14 protein-coding genes, 1 pseudogene and 1 riboswitch are annotated in these 15,513 nt (G+C 65.9%); of the genes and pseudogenes, 9 read left to right on the top strand and 6 right to left on the bottom strand.

All coding sequences use genetic code 11. From position 1 onward, the window contains the following. Window positions 1-99: 99 nt before the first annotated feature. The 6 genes and pseudogenes from pcaD to fabA all read right to left on the bottom strand — a co-directional run. Window positions 100-888, bottom strand: a pseudogene (pcaD, locus tag CN97_RS15715) (3-oxoadipate enol-lactonase); the annotation flags it as partial. Continuing rightward, on the bottom strand, window positions 888-1,865 hold the full coding sequence (locus CN97_RS15720) for a threonine ammonia-lyase (RefSeq protein ID WP_035713347.1): 978 nt from the start codon (window positions 1,863-1,865) through the stop codon (window positions 888-890). The gene CN97_RS15720 and the pseudogene pcaD, both read right to left, overlap by 1 nt. Next, window positions 1,862-2,683 carry an alpha/beta fold hydrolase gene (locus CN97_RS15725; protein ID WP_035713350.1) on the bottom strand — a complete coding sequence of 274 codons (822 nt, stop codon included), beginning with the start codon at window positions 2,681-2,683 and terminating at the stop codon, window positions 1,862-1,864. Before CN97_RS15725 ends, CN97_RS15720 begins: the two co-directional genes overlap by 4 nt. A gap of 81 nt (window positions 2,684-2,764) precedes the next feature. Next, window positions 2,765-3,553 carry an enoyl-ACP reductase FabI gene (locus CN97_RS15730; RefSeq protein WP_035713353.1) on the bottom strand — a complete coding sequence of 263 codons (789 nt, stop codon included), beginning with the start codon at window positions 3,551-3,553 and terminating at the stop codon, window positions 2,765-2,767. A 3-nt stretch (window positions 3,554-3,556) separates the two neighbouring features. Then, entirely contained in the window at window positions 3,557-4,786 is a 1,230-nt protein-coding gene (gene fabB / locus CN97_RS15735) for a beta-ketoacyl-ACP synthase I (protein ID WP_035713357.1), read from the bottom strand. A 19-nt stretch (window positions 4,787-4,805) separates the two neighbouring features. Continuing rightward, a complete protein-coding gene (gene fabA / locus CN97_RS15740; protein WP_035713360.1) occupies window positions 4,806-5,312 on the bottom strand; it encodes a 3-hydroxyacyl-[acyl-carrier-protein] dehydratase FabA in 507 nt (168 codons plus the stop codon). Window positions 5,313-5,498: 186 nt separating this feature from the next. On the opposite strand from fabA, the gene irr reads away from it, so the two are divergent. The 9 genes from irr (at window position 5,499) to aroA (ending at window position 15,513) form a co-directional block, all read left to right on the top strand. After that, complete coding sequence (irr, locus tag CN97_RS15745; protein ID WP_035713447.1) at window positions 5,499-5,918, top strand: Fur family transcriptional regulator Irr; 420 nt, start codon at window positions 5,499-5,501, stop codon at window positions 5,916-5,918. A gap of 697 nt (window positions 5,919-6,615) precedes the next feature. After that, window positions 6,616-7,935 (top strand): tRNA (N6-isopentenyl adenosine(37)-C2)-methylthiotransferase MiaB, encoded by a 1,320-nt coding sequence (miaB, locus tag CN97_RS15750; RefSeq protein ID WP_035713365.1) that lies wholly within the window; start codon window positions 6,616-6,618, stop codon window positions 7,933-7,935. Between the two features lie 127 nt (window positions 7,936-8,062). Continuing rightward, window positions 8,063-9,070 carry a PhoH family protein gene (locus CN97_RS15755; RefSeq protein ID WP_051911311.1) on the top strand — a complete coding sequence of 336 codons (1,008 nt, stop codon included), beginning with the start codon at window positions 8,063-8,065 and terminating at the stop codon, window positions 9,068-9,070. Between the two features lie 42 nt (window positions 9,071-9,112). After that, complete coding sequence (ybeY, locus tag CN97_RS15760; protein WP_035713367.1) at window positions 9,113-9,616, top strand: rRNA maturation RNase YbeY; 504 nt, start codon at window positions 9,113-9,115, stop codon at window positions 9,614-9,616. A gap of 37 nt (window positions 9,617-9,653) precedes the next feature. After that, on the top strand, window positions 9,654-10,535 hold the full coding sequence (locus tag CN97_RS15765) for a transporter associated domain-containing protein (protein WP_035713370.1): 882 nt from the start codon (window positions 9,654-9,656) through the stop codon (window positions 10,533-10,535). A gap of 103 nt (window positions 10,536-10,638) precedes the next feature. Next, window positions 10,639-12,066, top strand: a complete 1,428-nt coding sequence (gene lnt, locus CN97_RS15770) for an apolipoprotein N-acyltransferase (RefSeq protein WP_407059739.1) — start codon at window positions 10,639-10,641, stop codon at window positions 12,064-12,066. A 34-nt stretch (window positions 12,067-12,100) separates the two neighbouring features. Further along, a riboswitch (SAM-SAH riboswitch) is annotated at window positions 12,101-12,149 on the top strand. A 7-nt stretch (window positions 12,150-12,156) separates the two neighbouring features. Next, a complete protein-coding gene (gene metK / locus CN97_RS15775; RefSeq protein ID WP_035713453.1) occupies window positions 12,157-13,323 on the top strand; it encodes a methionine adenosyltransferase in 1,167 nt (388 codons plus the stop codon). Window positions 13,324-13,392: 69 nt separating this feature from the next. Continuing rightward, on the top strand, window positions 13,393-14,118 hold the full coding sequence (gene trmB / locus CN97_RS15780) for a tRNA (guanosine(46)-N7)-methyltransferase TrmB (RefSeq protein ID WP_035713372.1): 726 nt from the start codon (window positions 13,393-13,395) through the stop codon (window positions 14,116-14,118). Between the two features lie 63 nt (window positions 14,119-14,181). Beyond that, a complete protein-coding gene (gene aroA, locus CN97_RS15785; protein ID WP_035713374.1) occupies window positions 14,182-15,513 on the top strand; it encodes a 3-phosphoshikimate 1-carboxyvinyltransferase in 1,332 nt (443 codons plus the stop codon).

The raw sequence follows: 15,513 nt of genomic DNA on the forward strand, positions 1-15,513 counted from the left end.
GTCGTGGTCGTGGTCGTGGTCGTGGTCGTGGTCGTGGTCGTGGTCGTGGTCGTGGTCGTGGTGACTGTGCTTCCGGGTCTGCGGCTCGCGCGGACCTGCGTGGGCGATGCGGGCGGCGAATGTGGCGATCAGTGCCGCATATGCGGCGGGGCGATCCACAGGCGGCAGGTGACCTGCGCCCCTGATCAGGGCGAACTCCGAGCCACGGACCAGATCGGCCGTTTCGCGGACCAGATCTGGCGGGGTGGAGCCGTCCTCCGTCCCTGCCACGGCAAGCGTCGGCAGGGTGAGCGACGCCGTCGTCGTGTAGAAATCGGCGCCTGCCAATGCCGCGCAGCAGCCAAGATAGCCCTCCACCGGCGTGGCCAGCAGCTTGGCCCGCCAGGGCAGGTCAAGACCATCGTCCCGGAAGGCGCGGGAGAACCAGCGCGCCATCGTCTCATCGGCCACAGCCGAAAGACCGGATTGGCGGACCGTCGCCATCCGCCGCTCCCACACGTTCGGCCCACCGATCCGGGCAGCGGTATTGGAGAGGATCAGCCCGCGCACCAGATCGAACCGCTTCACCGCCAGCCCCTGTGCCACCATTCCTCCGATGGACAGGCCAAGGAAGATGGCATCGCGCAGGCCAAGCCCGTCCATCAGCCCTTCTGCATCGCGGACGAGCGCGCCCATCCCATAGGGCGCGGGCGGCACGGATGATCGGCCATGCCCCCGAAGATCATAGCGGATGATCCGCAGCTCGGGCGGCAGGAGCGGCACCACCGCGTCCCATAGGGTATGATCGAGACCCAGCGCATGGGCAAGGACAAGCGGCGCGCCCTCCGGTGCGCCATCTTCACGCCAGTAGAGCGTGGCACCGCCCGCCTCTATCAGCCCGTCGCGCATCAGACCGCCTTGGCAAGGGCGCGGTTGAACATCGCTGCATCGGTATTTCCGCCGGAGGCAACGACGATCACGGTCTCGCCCTCGATCTCATCCGCGCGGTAGAGAGCCGCCGCCAGCGACGCCGCACCACCCGGCTCCAGAACGAGCTTCAGCCGCGTGAAGGCTTCGGCCATGGCGGAGAGCGCTTCGTCATCAGAGACGACCAGCCCCGGCCCGCAGAGCCGCTTGATGACCGGGAAGGTGTTCTGCCCCAGCTCCGGCGACAGGATCGCGTCGCAGATGGAGCCGGTGAGCTTCAGGTTCCGCTCCCGATTGCCGGAGGCGACGGAGCGGGCGGCATCGTCAAAACCCTCCGGCTCGGCCGTCCGAACACGCAGGCCCGGCGCCTTTGCCTCAAGCGCCAGCGCGATGCCGCTCGTCAGCCCGCCGCCGGAGCAGTTGACGATCACATCCGCGGTGGTCAGGCCAAGCTCCGCGACCTGTTCCGCGATCTCCAGCCCAACGGTGCCCTGACCGGCGATCACCTGCGGATCGTCGAAGGGATGCACGAGGGTGAGATTGCGGGCGGTCGCGATCTCCAGCCCGATCTCCTCGCGGCTGCGGTTGCCGCCACGATCATAGAGCACGACCTCCGCCCCATAGGCGCGGGTATTCGCGATCTTAAGGGCGGGAGCGTCTGCGGGCATGATGATAACGGCTGGAACCCCATGCATCGCCGCCGCCGCCGCAACCCCCTGGGCATGGTTGCCGGAGGAAAAGGCCAGAACGCCGCTCGCGCGCTGCATCTCAGGCAGGGCGGAGATGGCAGACCAGGCACCGCGGAACTTGAACGATCCGGTGTGTTGCAGGCATTCCGCCTTCACAAGAACCCGCCGCCCGGCAATCTCGTCGATGAAGGGGGAGGAGAGGAGAGGCGTGCGCCGGACTTCGGCCGGGAAGCGGGAGCGGGCGGCTTCGATGAGCGAGAGAGAGGTCATTGGCAGGCTTTCAGGAAGGATCGAACCACGGCAAGGGAGACGGGTTCGTCGAGGAATGGTACATGGGCACGGTCGGGAACCTCGCCGAACAGGATGTCGGGGCGGCGGGCACGCATGTCCTCGGCCATCGACTGGGTGAGCAGATCGGAATTGGCCGCGCGGATCAGCGCGACGGGCAGGTCCGCCAAAGCGTCGAACAGCGGCCACAGATCAGGAGGCGGGCCCTGGAAGGCAGCAAGGAACGCCTCGCGAAGCGCCGGGTCGTAGTTGATCTCCAGCCCCGAGGGAGTTTCGATGTAGTGATGGCGGACTTCCTCTTCCCAGCGATGGGCGGGGACATTCGCGAAGCCTGTCATGACGGAGGGCATGGCCTCCGCCGCCTCTGCATAGGTCTTCCACTTCGGATTGCGGCCGATATAGGCAAAGATGGCCTCCAGCCCCGGTTTCGCGATTTCCGGTCCCACATCGACGAGACACAGGCCGCGGAGCCGTGCCTTTTGCGTCGCAGCAAGGAACAACCCGTTCAATCCGCCGCGAGAGGTGCCGATGATCGCCGCCTTGTCTATGCCCAGATGGTCGAGCAGTTCCACGACATCGCGGGACTCACGCGGAACGGTATAGGTCTTCTCTCCGGTCCACGCGGATTGCCCGCGCCCCCGGTAGTCGGGCCGGATCAGGCGGACATCGGGCAGATGCGGCGCCAGATAGTCGAAATCCCGCCCCGTGCGCGACAGGCCCGACAGGCAAAGGACCGGGAGCCCGGAGCCCTCATCGGTATAGTGAATCTCCGCGCCGTCCGAGGCCTTGAATGTCGTCATGCCGCTTCTCCCCATGATGCGGGGAGGAGACTGGCACAGCGGCGGGCAGGACGGAAGAGGCGGCGCGCCACGGCTCCCCTGTCAGAGGTTCTCCGGCTGCGGCATTCCTATGACGTGAAAGCCGCCATCGACGCGAATGATCTCGCCCGAGGTGCAGGCGCCGTAATCGGAGAGCAGATAGACCGCTGTCCCGCCGATCGACTCGAGAGTGGCATTGGCACGGAGCGGCGCGTTCTCCTCCGTGAAGCGATAGGTCTTGCGCGCACCGCCGATCGCCGCGCCGGCCAGCGTCCGCATCGGGCCGGGAGAGATCGCGTTGACCCGGATGCCCTGCGGGCCGAGGTCGTTCGCCAGATAGAGGACCGAGCTTTCCAGCGCTGCCTTGGCCACGCCCATCACGTTGTAATAGGGCGTCACGCGCGTCGATCCCTGATAGGTCAGCGTAATGAGCGAGCCGCCCTCCGGCATCAGTTCCGCCGCGCGGCGGGCCACATCGATGAAGCTGAAGCAAGAGATGGAGAGCGATGTCTTGAAGTTCTCGCGGCTGGTATTGATGAACCGGCCGGTCAGTTCCTTCTTGTCCGAATAGGCGATGGCGTGGACGAGAAAGTCGATCTGTCCCCATTCCGCCCGAAGCCGCGTGAAGCAGGCATCGAGCGAGGCATCATCCTGCACGTCCACGTCAATCAGGAATTCGGAGTTCACGGACGCGGCCAGCGGCTCCACCCGCTTGCCGAACGCCTCGCCCTGATAGGAGAACGCCAGCGCGGCGCCTTCTGCATGAAGCGCCTTCGCAATGCCCCAGGCGATGGAGTGATCGTTCGCGACGCCCATCACCAGTCCGCGCTTGCCCGTCATCAATCCGGCCATGGTCTACCCCAGGTACTTGCTCATGATGAGCGTGGCATTGGTGCCGCCGAAGCCGAAGCTGTTGGACAGCACGCTGTCGAGCGCGACGTTTTCGCGGGTCTGGGTCGCGATCTCATCGGCATGGATGGCGGGGTCGAGGTTTTCGACATTGGCGGAGCCGGCGATGAAGCCGCCGTTCAGCATGAGCAGCGAATAGATCGCCTCATGCACGCCCGTCGCGCCCTGGCTGTGGCCGGCCAGCGACTTGGTGGAGGAGATCGGCGGAACCTTGCCTTCTCCGAAGACGCGGCGCACCGCCTGCACCTCCGTCACGTCGCCCACCGGGGTCGAGGTGCCGTGCGCGTTGATGTAGTCGATGCTGCGGTCTTCGGGCAGGGTGGCGAGCGCCATGCGCATCGCCCGTTCGCCGCCCTCGCCCGAGGGCGCGACCATGTCGTAGCCGTCCGAGGTCGCGCCGTAGCCGGTCACTTCGGCATAGATCTTCGCGCCGCGGGCCAGCGCGTGCTCCAGCTCCTCAAGCACCACGACACCGCCGCCGCCGCCGATGACGAAGCCATCCCGCGCCGCGTCGAACGGGCGGGAGGCCTTCTCCGGCGTGTCGTTGTATTTCGACGACATCGCGCCCATCGCGTCGAACAGGCAGGAGAGGGTCCAGTGCACCTCTTCGCCGCCGCCGGCGAAGATCACGTCCTGTTTACCCATCTGAATCTGCTCCACCCCGTTGCCGATGCAATGGGCGGAGGTCGAGCAGGCGGAGGTGATGGAATAGTTCACGCCCTTGATCTTGAAGGGCGTGGCCAGCGTCGCGGAGTTGGTGGAGGACATGCAGCGCGTGACCATGAACGGCCCCATGCGCTTCGGCCCGCCTTTCTCGATCACCGTCTGGAAGGCGGTGAGAAAGTTCGACGTGGACGATCCGCCCGACCCCATGATGAGGCCGGTACGCTCATTCGACACGTCGCTTTCCGGCAGGCCGGAATCCTTCACCGCCTGCTCCATGGCGAGGAAGTTATAGGCCGCGCCCGCGCCCATGAAGCGCAGGTTCCGCTTGTCGATGTGGTCTTCCAGAACGATCTGCGGCACGCCGTGGACGTGGCACCGGAAACCGCGTTCGGCGTATTCCGGTGCAAAGACGATGCCCGAGCGCCCGGCCCGGAGGGAGGCTTCGACTTCACCGGCATTGTTGCCAAGCGGTGAGACGATGCCCAGTCCCGTGATGACGACCCGGCGCATGGCTGGTCCTCCCCCTGTATCAGTCGGTGAAGAGTCCGACCTTCATGTCGGTAGTGTTGTAGATTTCCTTGCCATCCGCCAGCATCCTGCCATTGGCCATGCCAAGCTTCAGCTTCCGGTCGATGACGCGGGTGAAATCAACCAGATAGGTCAGCTTCCGCGTGGCGGGTGTCACCATGTCGGTGAACTTCACCTCTCCCACGCCCAGGGCCCGACCGCGACCGGGCATTCCGCGCCAGCCGAGGTTGAAACCGGTGAGTTGCCAGAGTGCGTCCAGGCCGAGACATCCCGGCATTACCGGGTCGCCGACGAAATGGCATTTGAAGAACCACAGGTCGGGGTTGATGTCATATTCCGCCACCACATGGCCCTTGCCGTGCAGCCCTCCATCGGCCGAAATATCGGTGATGCGATCCATCATCAGCATGGGAGGTTCGGGAAGCTGGGCATTGCCCTGTCCGAACAGCTCCCCTCGTGCGCAGAGAAGAAGACCTTCCTTGTCGAAGCTCGTCGGGTAGTCCGGCATGGGGCGCAGGCGTCCTTTGTCCTTGATCTGGGCTGCCCCCCTCTATCACCGCGCTTGCCGTCAAAGCAAGTCCGGCCCCCTCTCTCCGCAGCCAGAGACCTTGCTGCACTGGGATTTGGGTTTGCAAATGTGTCGCATGGGGCTTAGATGAAGATCAGGAGAAGCCTTATGTCAGCCAGCCAGAACATGTCAGCCGACGCGATCGACCGGGGGAGCCGCTGGCTCGCCGACGGGAGCGTGCGGCCTACGCGGCAACGTGTTGCGCTCGCTGCCCTGCTGGTCGGGGATGGCAAGAATCGGCATGTCACGGCAGAAAGCCTGTATGCCGCCGCGCTCGACAGCGGAGAGAAGGTCTCCCTCGCCACCGTCTACAATACGCTTCGCGCGTTCTGTGAGGCGGGGATCATGCAGGAAGTGCTGGTGGACGGGAACAAGTCCTATTTCGACACCCGCATCGACGATCACCCGCATTTCTACTGGGAAGATACGGCATCGCTTTCCGACGCGCCCGCCGATCAGCTTGAGATCGCCCGTATTCCCGAAGTGCCCGAGGGCATGCAGGTGAGCCGGGTCGATGTCGTGATCCGCCTCCGCCGCAGAGGCTGACCTCGCCATCGCCGGCATGGCCTAGGTCGCGTGTCACGACAGGTTCGTATGGCTCCGCCGGTAAGCCGGCACGTGACGCCTCCGATCGGGGCTTGGGGGTTGACCGTTCGCTCCGTCTCACTACGCAGCCTCGCAGCCTCGCAGCCTCGCAGCCTCGCAGCCTCGCAGCCTCGCAGCCTCGCAGCCTCGCAGCCTCGCAGCCTCGCAGCCTCGCAGCCTCGCAGCCTCGCAGCCTCGCAGCCTCGCAGCCTCGCAGCCTCGCAGCCTCGCAGCCTCGCAGCCTCGCAGCCTCGCAGCCTCGCAGCCTCGCAGCCTCGCAGCCTCGCAGCCTCGCAGCCTCGCAGCCTCGCAGCCTCGCAGCCTCGCAGCCTCGCAGCCTCGCAGCCTCGCAGCCTCGCAGCCTCGCAGCCTCGCAGCCTCGCAGCCTCGCAGCCTCGCAGCCTCGCAGCCTCGCAGCCTCGCAGCCTCGCAGCCTCGCAGCCTCGCAGCCTCGCAGCCTCGCAGCCTCGCAGCCTCGCAGCCTCGCAGCCTCGCAGCCTCGCAGCCTCGCAGCCGATCGCGCGCGCAAATCGCAGCCGACTGCTTCGGGCGGCGCAAGGTGCGCCTGAGCAGATGCCGCCGCAGCCCCTCTGTTGCGATTTCGGGCGTTCCGGTGTAGCAGGCGTGCTTCCTCACCGTTCGCCCCGGAGTAGCTCTCATGGCCACGCCCAAGAAGCTCTACATCAAGACCTACGGCTGCCAGATGAACGTCTATGACAGCGAACGCATGGCGGAGGCGCTGGGGGCGAAGGGCTATGTCACCACAGACGTGGCGGAGGAGGCGGACATGGTTCTGCTGAACACCTGCCATATCCGGGAGAAGGCGGCGGAGAAGGTCTATTCGGACCTCGGTCGTCTGAAACCGCTGAAACTCGCGAAGCCGGACCTGAAGATCGGTGTCGCGGGCTGCGTCGCGCAGGCGGAGGGCGAGGAGATCATGCGACGGATGCCGCTGGTCGATCTGGTGGTCGGCCCGCAGACCTATCACCGTCTGCCCGCCATGATGGAGAAGGTGGAGCAGGGCGCCCGCGCCGTCGACACCGAGTTTCCGGAGGAGGACAAGTTCGCGCATCTGCCGAAGCGGCCGCTTCCGAACCGGCCGCCCGCGGCGTTCCTGACCGTGCAGGAAGGCTGCGACAAGTTCTGTGCCTTCTGCGTCGTGCCCTATACCCGAGGTTCCGAAGTGTCCCGCCCCGCGGAGCGCATTCTGCGGGAGGCCCGCGATCTGGTGGAGCGCGGCGTGCGGGAGATCACGTTGCTTGGCCAGAACGTCAACGCCTATCACGGCGAGGGGGAGGGCGGCGACTGGTCGCTCGCCCGGCTCGTGCGCGCGCTGGCGGAGATCGACGGGCTAGAGCGCATCCGCTACACCACCTCCCACCCTAACGACATGTCCGACGACCTCATCGCCGCGCATGGCGAGGTGGCAAAGCTCATGCCCTATCTCCATCTGCCCGTGCAGTCGGGGTCCGACCGGATACTCAAGGCGATGAACCGGCGGCATACCGCGGAGAGCTATCTGCGCCTGATCGAGCGTATCCGCACCGCGCGCCCCGACATGATGATGTCGGGTGATTTCATCGTGGGCTTTCCCGGAGAGACGGAAGCCGATTTCGAGGCCACGATGGAGCTTGTGCGGCAGGTGAACTACGGCATGGCATTCTCGTTCAAGTATTCCTCCCGTCCCGGTACGCCTGCCGCGGATCGTCCGCCCGTGGCCGCTGATGTTTCGGACGACCGGCTGCAGCGGCTGCAGGCCTTGCTGACGACGCAGCAGAGGGCGGCGCAGCAGGGCATGGTGGGCCGGGAGGTGAGCGTGCTGTTCGAGAAGAAGGGCCGCATGCCGGGCCAGATGGTGGGCAAGTCAGACTATCTTCACGCCGTTCATGCGGTGACGGATGCGGCCCCAGGCACGCTGGCGCGTGTGCGGATCGTGGAGGCCGGACCGAACTCCCTCGCCGGTGAGCTTGTCGCCTGATTGCGGTACCTGCGGGAACCATGCCGCAGTGCATGGCGTTTTTTCGCTGCGGGAGCCAAAGCGCGCTTGCGTGAAGCCGGGCGTCTTGGCACCATCCCCTTGCGACCCTTTGCCATAGGAGTCCTTATTGGGCATCAGCGCGCTGACACCCCCGCCTCGCCCGGAAGACGTTTCGGAAACGCTTCTGGAATTTCCCGATAACAGGCTGCTCATCGACCTGTGTGGCGAGTTCGACAGGAACCTCGCGCGGATCGAGCAGAAGATCGGGGTGCATATCCTCCGACGGGGGAATCAGCTCGCAGTGATGGGAGGAGCAGGCGCGCGGGATGCCGCGGCAACTGCGCTCCGCGCCCTTTACGCGCGGCTGGAATCCGGCAAGCCGCTGGAACCCGGCGATGTGGATGCCGTGATTCGCATGGGAGATCAGACCTTCGCGCGGGGCGGCGACGCTCAGTTCGAGATGTTCCACGGCACGCCGATGGAAATCCGCACCCGCAAGAAACATGTGGAGCCGCGGACCGAAGCCCAGAAGGCCTATGTCGAGAACCTGTTCAAGAACGAACTTTGCTTCGGCATCGGCCCGGCGGGAACGGGGAAGACCTATCTGGCTGTTGCCGTCGGCGTCACCATGTTCATCGGGGGCCATGTCGACAAGATCATCCTCTCCCGTCCCGCCGTCGAGGCGGGCGAGCGTCTGGGTTTCCTCCCCGGCGACATGAAGGAGAAGGTCGATCCCTACATGCAGCCGCTCTACGACGCGCTGAACGACTTCCTCCCCGCCAAACAGGTGCAGAAGATGCTGGAGGAGAAGCGGATCGAGATCGCGCCGCTGGCCTTCATGCGGGGACGGACGCTCGCCAACGCCTTCGTGGTGCTCGATGAGGCGCAGAACGCTACGACCATGCAGATGAAGATGTTCCTGACCCGTCTGGGCGAAGGCTCCCGCATGGTCATCACCGGAGACAGGACGCAGGTGGACCTTCCGCGCGGTACCGCCTCCGGTCTTTCGGATGCGGAGCGGATCCTTGCGGGGGTGAAGGGCGTGTCCTTCAACTACTTCACTGCGCAGGATGTGGTCCGCCATCCGCTTGTCGCCCGTATCATCGAGGCGTATGAGCGGTCCGAAGCGGGCTGATCCGTTCGGGCGGGCGGCGCCCTTCTGTCCGCGCGGGTGCGCATGGCGCTTGTCGATACGATCATCGAGGATGATCGCTGGGAGGAAATAGACCTTCCGGCGATCGCCGAAATCGCGGCCGAAAGGGTACTTGCCCTGCTGGATATGGAGGGGGAGGGGTTCCTCGTCAGCGTTCTCGGCTGTGATGATGCGCGGATCGCGGTCCTGAATGCCGATTTCCGCGGCAAACCGCAGCCTACCAATGTGCTCTCCTGGCCTTCCGAGGAGCGGGGCGCTGAGGAGGATGGCGGCACACCCGATCGGCCCACGCCCGGGGATGAGGATGACCCCGAGGAACTGGGCGATATCGCCATCGCCTGGGAAACCTGCGGTCGCGAAGCGTCGGAACAGGGCATCCCGCTCAAGGATCACGTGACGCATCTGGTCATCCATGGTATTTTGCACCTGCTTGGATATGACCATGTGAGGGAGGCCGATGCCGCCCTGATGGAGGGACTTGAGGTCAGGATACTTGCCACGATGGGCATATCTGACCCATATGCTTGATCGGGGGGCACAGGCCCTCGCAATCTGGAAAGGAACAATGGGCGATTCCGTCGATGGGTCTTCTAGCGCGGCGCACCGCGCGCAGGACTCCGAAGAGAATTCACAGCGCGGCTTTTTTGGCCGCATCCTGAATGCTCTTTCAAACGATGCCGAAGACACGGCGCGCAACTCTGCAGGGGCAGGGGTGGCGCGATCGGGCTTCGGCGGACTCAGCAAACTCAGGACCATGCGCCTGTCCGATGTGATGGTGCCTGCGGCAGAGATCGTCGCAGTCGATGTCGACATCGACAAGGACGCTCTGGTCGAGGTATTCCGGGAACATGGCTTTTCTCGCGTGCCGGTTTACGAACAGACGCTGGACAGGCCATTGGGCCTTCTGCTGCTGAAGGATCTGGCGCTCCGCTACGGGTTCAACGGTCAGACCGGGCCATTCGACCTGCGGCCGCTTCTCCGCCCGCTGATCTACGCGCCGCCTTCCATGCCGCTTTCCGTCCTCTTGCAGAAGATGCAGGCGGAGCGGACGCATCTTGCGCTGGTGATAGACGAATACGGCGGCGTGGACGGGCTGGTCACTTTCGAGGATCTGCTGGAAGAAGTCGTCGGCGAAATCGACGATGAGCACGACATCGTCGAGGGCCGGCTGTGGTTGCAGGAGCGTCCCGGCGTCTGGATCGTTGAGGCCCGCGCCCCTCTGGAGGCGTTCGAGGAAGCGATCGGCATGCAGCTCGCCGATACGGAGGATGAGGAAATCGACACGGTCGGTGGCCTCGTCTTCATGCTCTCCGGCCGTGTTCCCGCTGAAGGCGAGGAGATCGAGCATGAAAGCGGCGCGGTGTTCGAGGTGATCGACGCCGAACCCCGCCGGCTCAAGCGGCTTCGCCTGCGTCTGCCCGCCGCGGCGGCGGCTGCGGCAGGATAGCATGACCGAAGGCCGGACGGCGCTGGCTGGTCATCCGGCCAGCGGGATCACGCTTCGGCATACCCTGCGCAGGGCGCTTCCCTCATTGCTGGCCGGTGCCCTGATGGCTTTGGGTCAGGCGCCTCTCGGGTTGTGGTGGCTGGCTTTGCCCGCGCTTTGCTGGCTGATGGCGCAGATCTCGGCGGGCGAAAGCCTGCGCGTGGCCGTGTGGCGGGGCTGGTTTGGCGGGGCGGGCTATTTCGCCGCGGCGCTTTTCTGGATCGTCGAACCCTTCATGGTGGATGCGGCGCGGCAGGGTTGGATGGCCCCGTTCGCGCTGGTTTTCATGGCGGCTGGCATGGCTCTCTTCTGGGGCCTGGGGGCGGGGGTTGGCTGGCGGCTGGGCCGGGGCTGGACGCGGCCGGTCGCGCTGGCGCTGAGCTTTGCTGCCGTCGAACTGATGCGCGGCTATGTGCTGACCGGCTTCCCCTGGGCGCTGATCGGGCACATCTGGATCGACACGCCGGTGGTGCAGGCGGCGGCCTATGTCGGGCCGGTGGGCCTTACGCTCGTGACGACCCTTCTCGCTGCGCTGCCGCTTGTGCTGCGCCTGCCTGGCGCGGTGGCGGCGGCGGGCCTGATCGGACTGTTGTGGGCGGGTGGTCTCGCGCGTCTGGCAGAGCCGATCCCGCCGCGGGAGACGCCGATCCGCGTGCGCCTCGTTCAGCCCAACATTCCCCAGCATCTGAAATGGGATCCGGCGCTCATCGGGCCGCAGTTCCGCCAGCAGCTCGACCAGACGGCCCTGCCCGCCGATCCTTCGCCCGACCTGACGATCTGGCCGGAGACGGCGCTGGTCTGGCTGCTGGAGGATGCCGCCGAACCCCTCGCGATGATTGCGGAGGCCGCCGGTGGCCGTCCTGTCGCACTCGGCGTGCAGCGGGGGGAGGGCGGGCGCTACTACAATTCCCTCGCCGTGCTGGATCGAACGGGGCAGGCCACCGGGCTTTACGACAAGCACCACCTCGTCCCGTTCGGCGAGTATATCCCTTTCGGCGACATTGCGGCGCGGTTCGGGATCCACGGTCTCGCCGCGCGGGAGGGGGACGGATATACGTCCGGCCCGGGGCCGGCCATCCTCGACCTTGGCCCGCTGGGCAAGGTGCTGCCGCTCATCTGCTACGAGGCGGTGTTCCCGCAGGACCTCCGCGGCGCGCCCGAACGCGCTGACTGGATCCTGCAGGTCACGAACGACGCATGGTTCGGCAATCTCTCCGGCCCCTATCAGCATCTGGCACAGGCGCGGCTCCGCGCGGTGGAGCAGGGGCTGCCGCTGATCCGTGCCGCGAACACCGGCGTGTCGGCCATTATCGACGCAAGGGGGGCGATCGTCTCCGCCCTGCCGCTGAATGTGGAGGGTACGCTGGACGGCAGCGTTCCCGCGGCCCTGCCGCCTACACCCTATGCGCGTATGGGCGATCTGCCCGTGGCGAGCCTCATTCTGTTTGCTGGAGCAGTCCTCCTTCTGTTGCGGCGCAGAGAAAGCGATTGAACTCCGCCGCTGCCGCCGCTACGGCTTGGCATCGCACCCGTCACAACGGCTTCCTGGCGTGACGGGGATGTCTTAATGGAGCGCTTCCCGATGTCCCGACAGAACTACGTATTTACTTCCGAATCCGTTTCGGAGGGTCACCCCGACAAGGTCTGCGACCGGATCTCCGATGCGGTCCTTGATGCCTTTCTCACCGAAGAGCCGAATGCCCGTGTCGCCTGTGAGACCTTTGCCACGACGAACTGCGTCGTGGTCGGCGGCGAGGTGGGCCTGTCCGACAAGGACAAGCTCCACAGCTACATGGAGAAAATCGAGGACATCGCGCGCGCTTGCGTGAAGGACATCGGCTACGAGCAGGACAAGTTCCACTGGGCGACGTTCAAGCTGAACAACTATCTGCATGAGCAATCTGCCCATATCTCCCAAGGTGTCGACCGGGATGGGGCGGGCGATCAGGGCATCATGTTCGGCTATGCGGTGGACGAAACGCCGGAGCTGATGCCCGCGCCGATCCTCTACTCCCATGCCATCCTGCGTCGCCTGGCAGAAGCGCGCAAATCCGGAGAAGCGCCGAGCCTTCGCCCGGATGCCAAAAGCCAGCTTTCCCTGCGCTATGAGGACGGCAAGCCCGTGGAGGTGACGCAGCTTGTCCTCTCCACCCAGCACGCGAGCGAGGATCAGACCTCCGACGACATCCGCGCCATCGTGGAGCCGTATATCCGCGATGTGCTCCCGGATGGCTGGCTGACCGAGAAGACCGAATGGTGGGTCAACCCGACCGGCACCTTCGTCATCGGCGGCCCGGATGGCGACGCCGGTCTGACGGGGCGGAAGATCATCGTGGATACCTATGGCGGCGCCGCGCCGCATGGCGGCGGTGCCTTCTCCGGCAAGGATCCGACCAAGGTGGACCGTTCTGCCGCCTATGCCGCCCGCTATCTGGCGAAGAACGTGGTCGCCTCCGGGCTTGCGCAGCGTTGCACGCTTCAGCTCTCCTATGCCATCGGCGTGGCGAGGCCGCTCTCCATCTACGTCGATACCCATGGCACCGGTGTGGCGGATGAGGTGGAGATCGAACGTGCCGTCGCGCAGGTCATGGACCTCACGCCGCGCGGCATCCGTGATCATCTGGAGCTCAACCGTCCGGTTTATGCCCGGACCGCGGCCTACGGCCACTTCGGCCGTCAGCCCGACAATGACGGTGGTTTCAGCTGGGAGCGGACCGATCTGGTGGAGGCGCTGAAGCGCGCTGTCTGACCCCCTTTTGCTTGACGCGCGGGTTCTGCCGCGCGAAGAGGCCCCGGTATCAGCGACCGGGGCCTTTTCATGACTGACGACCAGAGCGATGCCGCTGCGGGTGCCGACCGTCCCTGGCGCAATTTCTATGGCCGTCGCCACGGCAAGACGCTGCGGCCTAGCCAGAAGGGTTATCTGAGCGAGGATCTCGGCCAGTTGCGCCTTCCCGGCATTACCCATGAGGAGAACCCGGAGCGCGCCGAGCTGGACCTGACACAGCTTTTCGGGGACCGGCCGGTATGGCTCGAGATCGGCTTCGGCGGCGGCGAGCATCTGGTGCATCAGGCCGCGCAGAACCCGGAAGTGGGCCTGATCGGTTGCGAGCCATTCATCAACGGCGTGGCGATGCTGCTCGGCAAGGTGCGGGAGGCGGATGTCAGCAACCTCCGCCTGCATCCGGGCGATGTGCGCGACCTCTTTGACGTGCTGCCCGATCACGCCATCGCGCGGGCGTTCCTGCTCTATCCCGACCCCTGGCCGAAGAAACGTCACCACCGGCGCCGCTTCGTGACGCCTGAGTTCCTCGCGCCGCTCCACAGGGTGTTGCGGCCAGGGGCCATCCTGCGCGTCGCGACCGACATTCCCGACTATGTGCGCCAGACGCTTGGGGAAGTGCCGAAGGCAGGCTTCGAATGGCTGGCCGAAGGGCCGTCCGACTGGCGGGAGCCCTGGTCCGACTGGCATTCCACCCGCTACGAGCAGAAGGCGCTCCGCGAGGGGCGGGTGCCGCATTACCTCACCTTCCGCCGCCTGTAGCGGCCCAGATAGACCGGCGCGGACAGTTCGGCTATGACGCGGCAAGACCACGGAGGATCCCCCATGACTGCCGAAGCCTCGCCCGTTCCGCTTGTCGTCCGCGCTTCCGCCCCTCTCAGGGGCAAGGCGACGGTGCCGGGGGACAAGTCCATCTCGCACCGGGCGCTGATCTTCGGCGCGCTTTCCGTGGGTGAGACGCGGATCAGCGGCCTTCTGGAGGGCGAGGACGTCATCGACACCGCAAAGGCGATGCGGGCCTTCGGGGCGGAGGTGACCCGGCACAGCGAAGGTGCATGGAGCGTGCATGGCGTGGGCGTCGGCGGCTTCGCCGAGCCGGAGAACGTCATCGACTGCGGCAACTCGGGAACAGGGGTGCGGCTCATCATGGGCGCGATGGCGACTTCGCCCATCGTCGCGACCTTCACCGGGGATGCCAGTCTGCGCCGGCGTCCCATGGCGCGGGTGACGGATCCTCTGTCGCTGTTCGGCACGGTGGCCTACGGCCGCGCGGGCGGACGCCTGCCGATGACCGTGCTTGGTGCGCGTGACCCGGTGCCGGTGCGCTATGCATTGCCGGTCCCGTCGGCGCAGGTGAAATCCGCCGTGCTGCTTGCCGGGCTGAACGCGCCCGGTGACACCGTGGTGATCGAGCGGGAGCCGACGCGCGACCATACCGAACGGATGCTTCGCGGCTTCGGCGCCTCCCTCCGCGTGGAAGAGACGGCGGAGGGGCGGGCGATCATCCTCACCGGTCAGCCGGAGTTGCGCCCCCAGACGGTCGCCGTGCCGCGCGATCCGTCCTCCGCCGCGTTTCCCGTCGCTGCCGCGCTCATCGTGGAGGGCTCCGATATCCGTGTGCCCGGCGTCAGCCGCAACCCGACGCGCGACGGGTTCTACCTGACGCTGGTCGAGATGGGGGCCGACATCGCCTTCGAGAACGAGCGCGAGGAGGGCGGGGAGCCGGTCGCCGATCTGCATGTCCGCTTCTCCGCGCTGAAGGGCGTGGAGGTGCCGGAGGACCGTGCAGCCTCCATGATCGACGAGTTTCCCGTGCTGTCCGCCATCGCGGCCTTTGCGGAAGGCAGCACCGTCATGCGCGGCGTGCGTGAACTGCGGGTGAAGGAAAGCGACCGGATCGACGCCATGGCGCGCGGGCTAGAGTCCTGCGGCGTCACGGTGGAGGAGGGAGAGGACATCTTCATCGTTCATGGCCGGGGCACGGATGGTGTGCCGGGGGGCGCTACCATCCGCACTCACCTCGACCACCGCATCGCGATGAGCTTCTACGTGCTGGGCCTTGCCGCGCAACAGCCGGTGACCATCGACGATGCCCGGCCGATCGCGACCTCCTTCCCCGATTTCCTGCCACTCATGCAGAAGCTCGCGGAGGGTTGA

It is taken from the genome of Haematobacter massiliensis (assembly GCF_000740795.1).
Taxonomy (GTDB): domain Bacteria; phylum Pseudomonadota; class Alphaproteobacteria; order Rhodobacterales; family Rhodobacteraceae; genus Haematobacter; species Haematobacter massiliensis.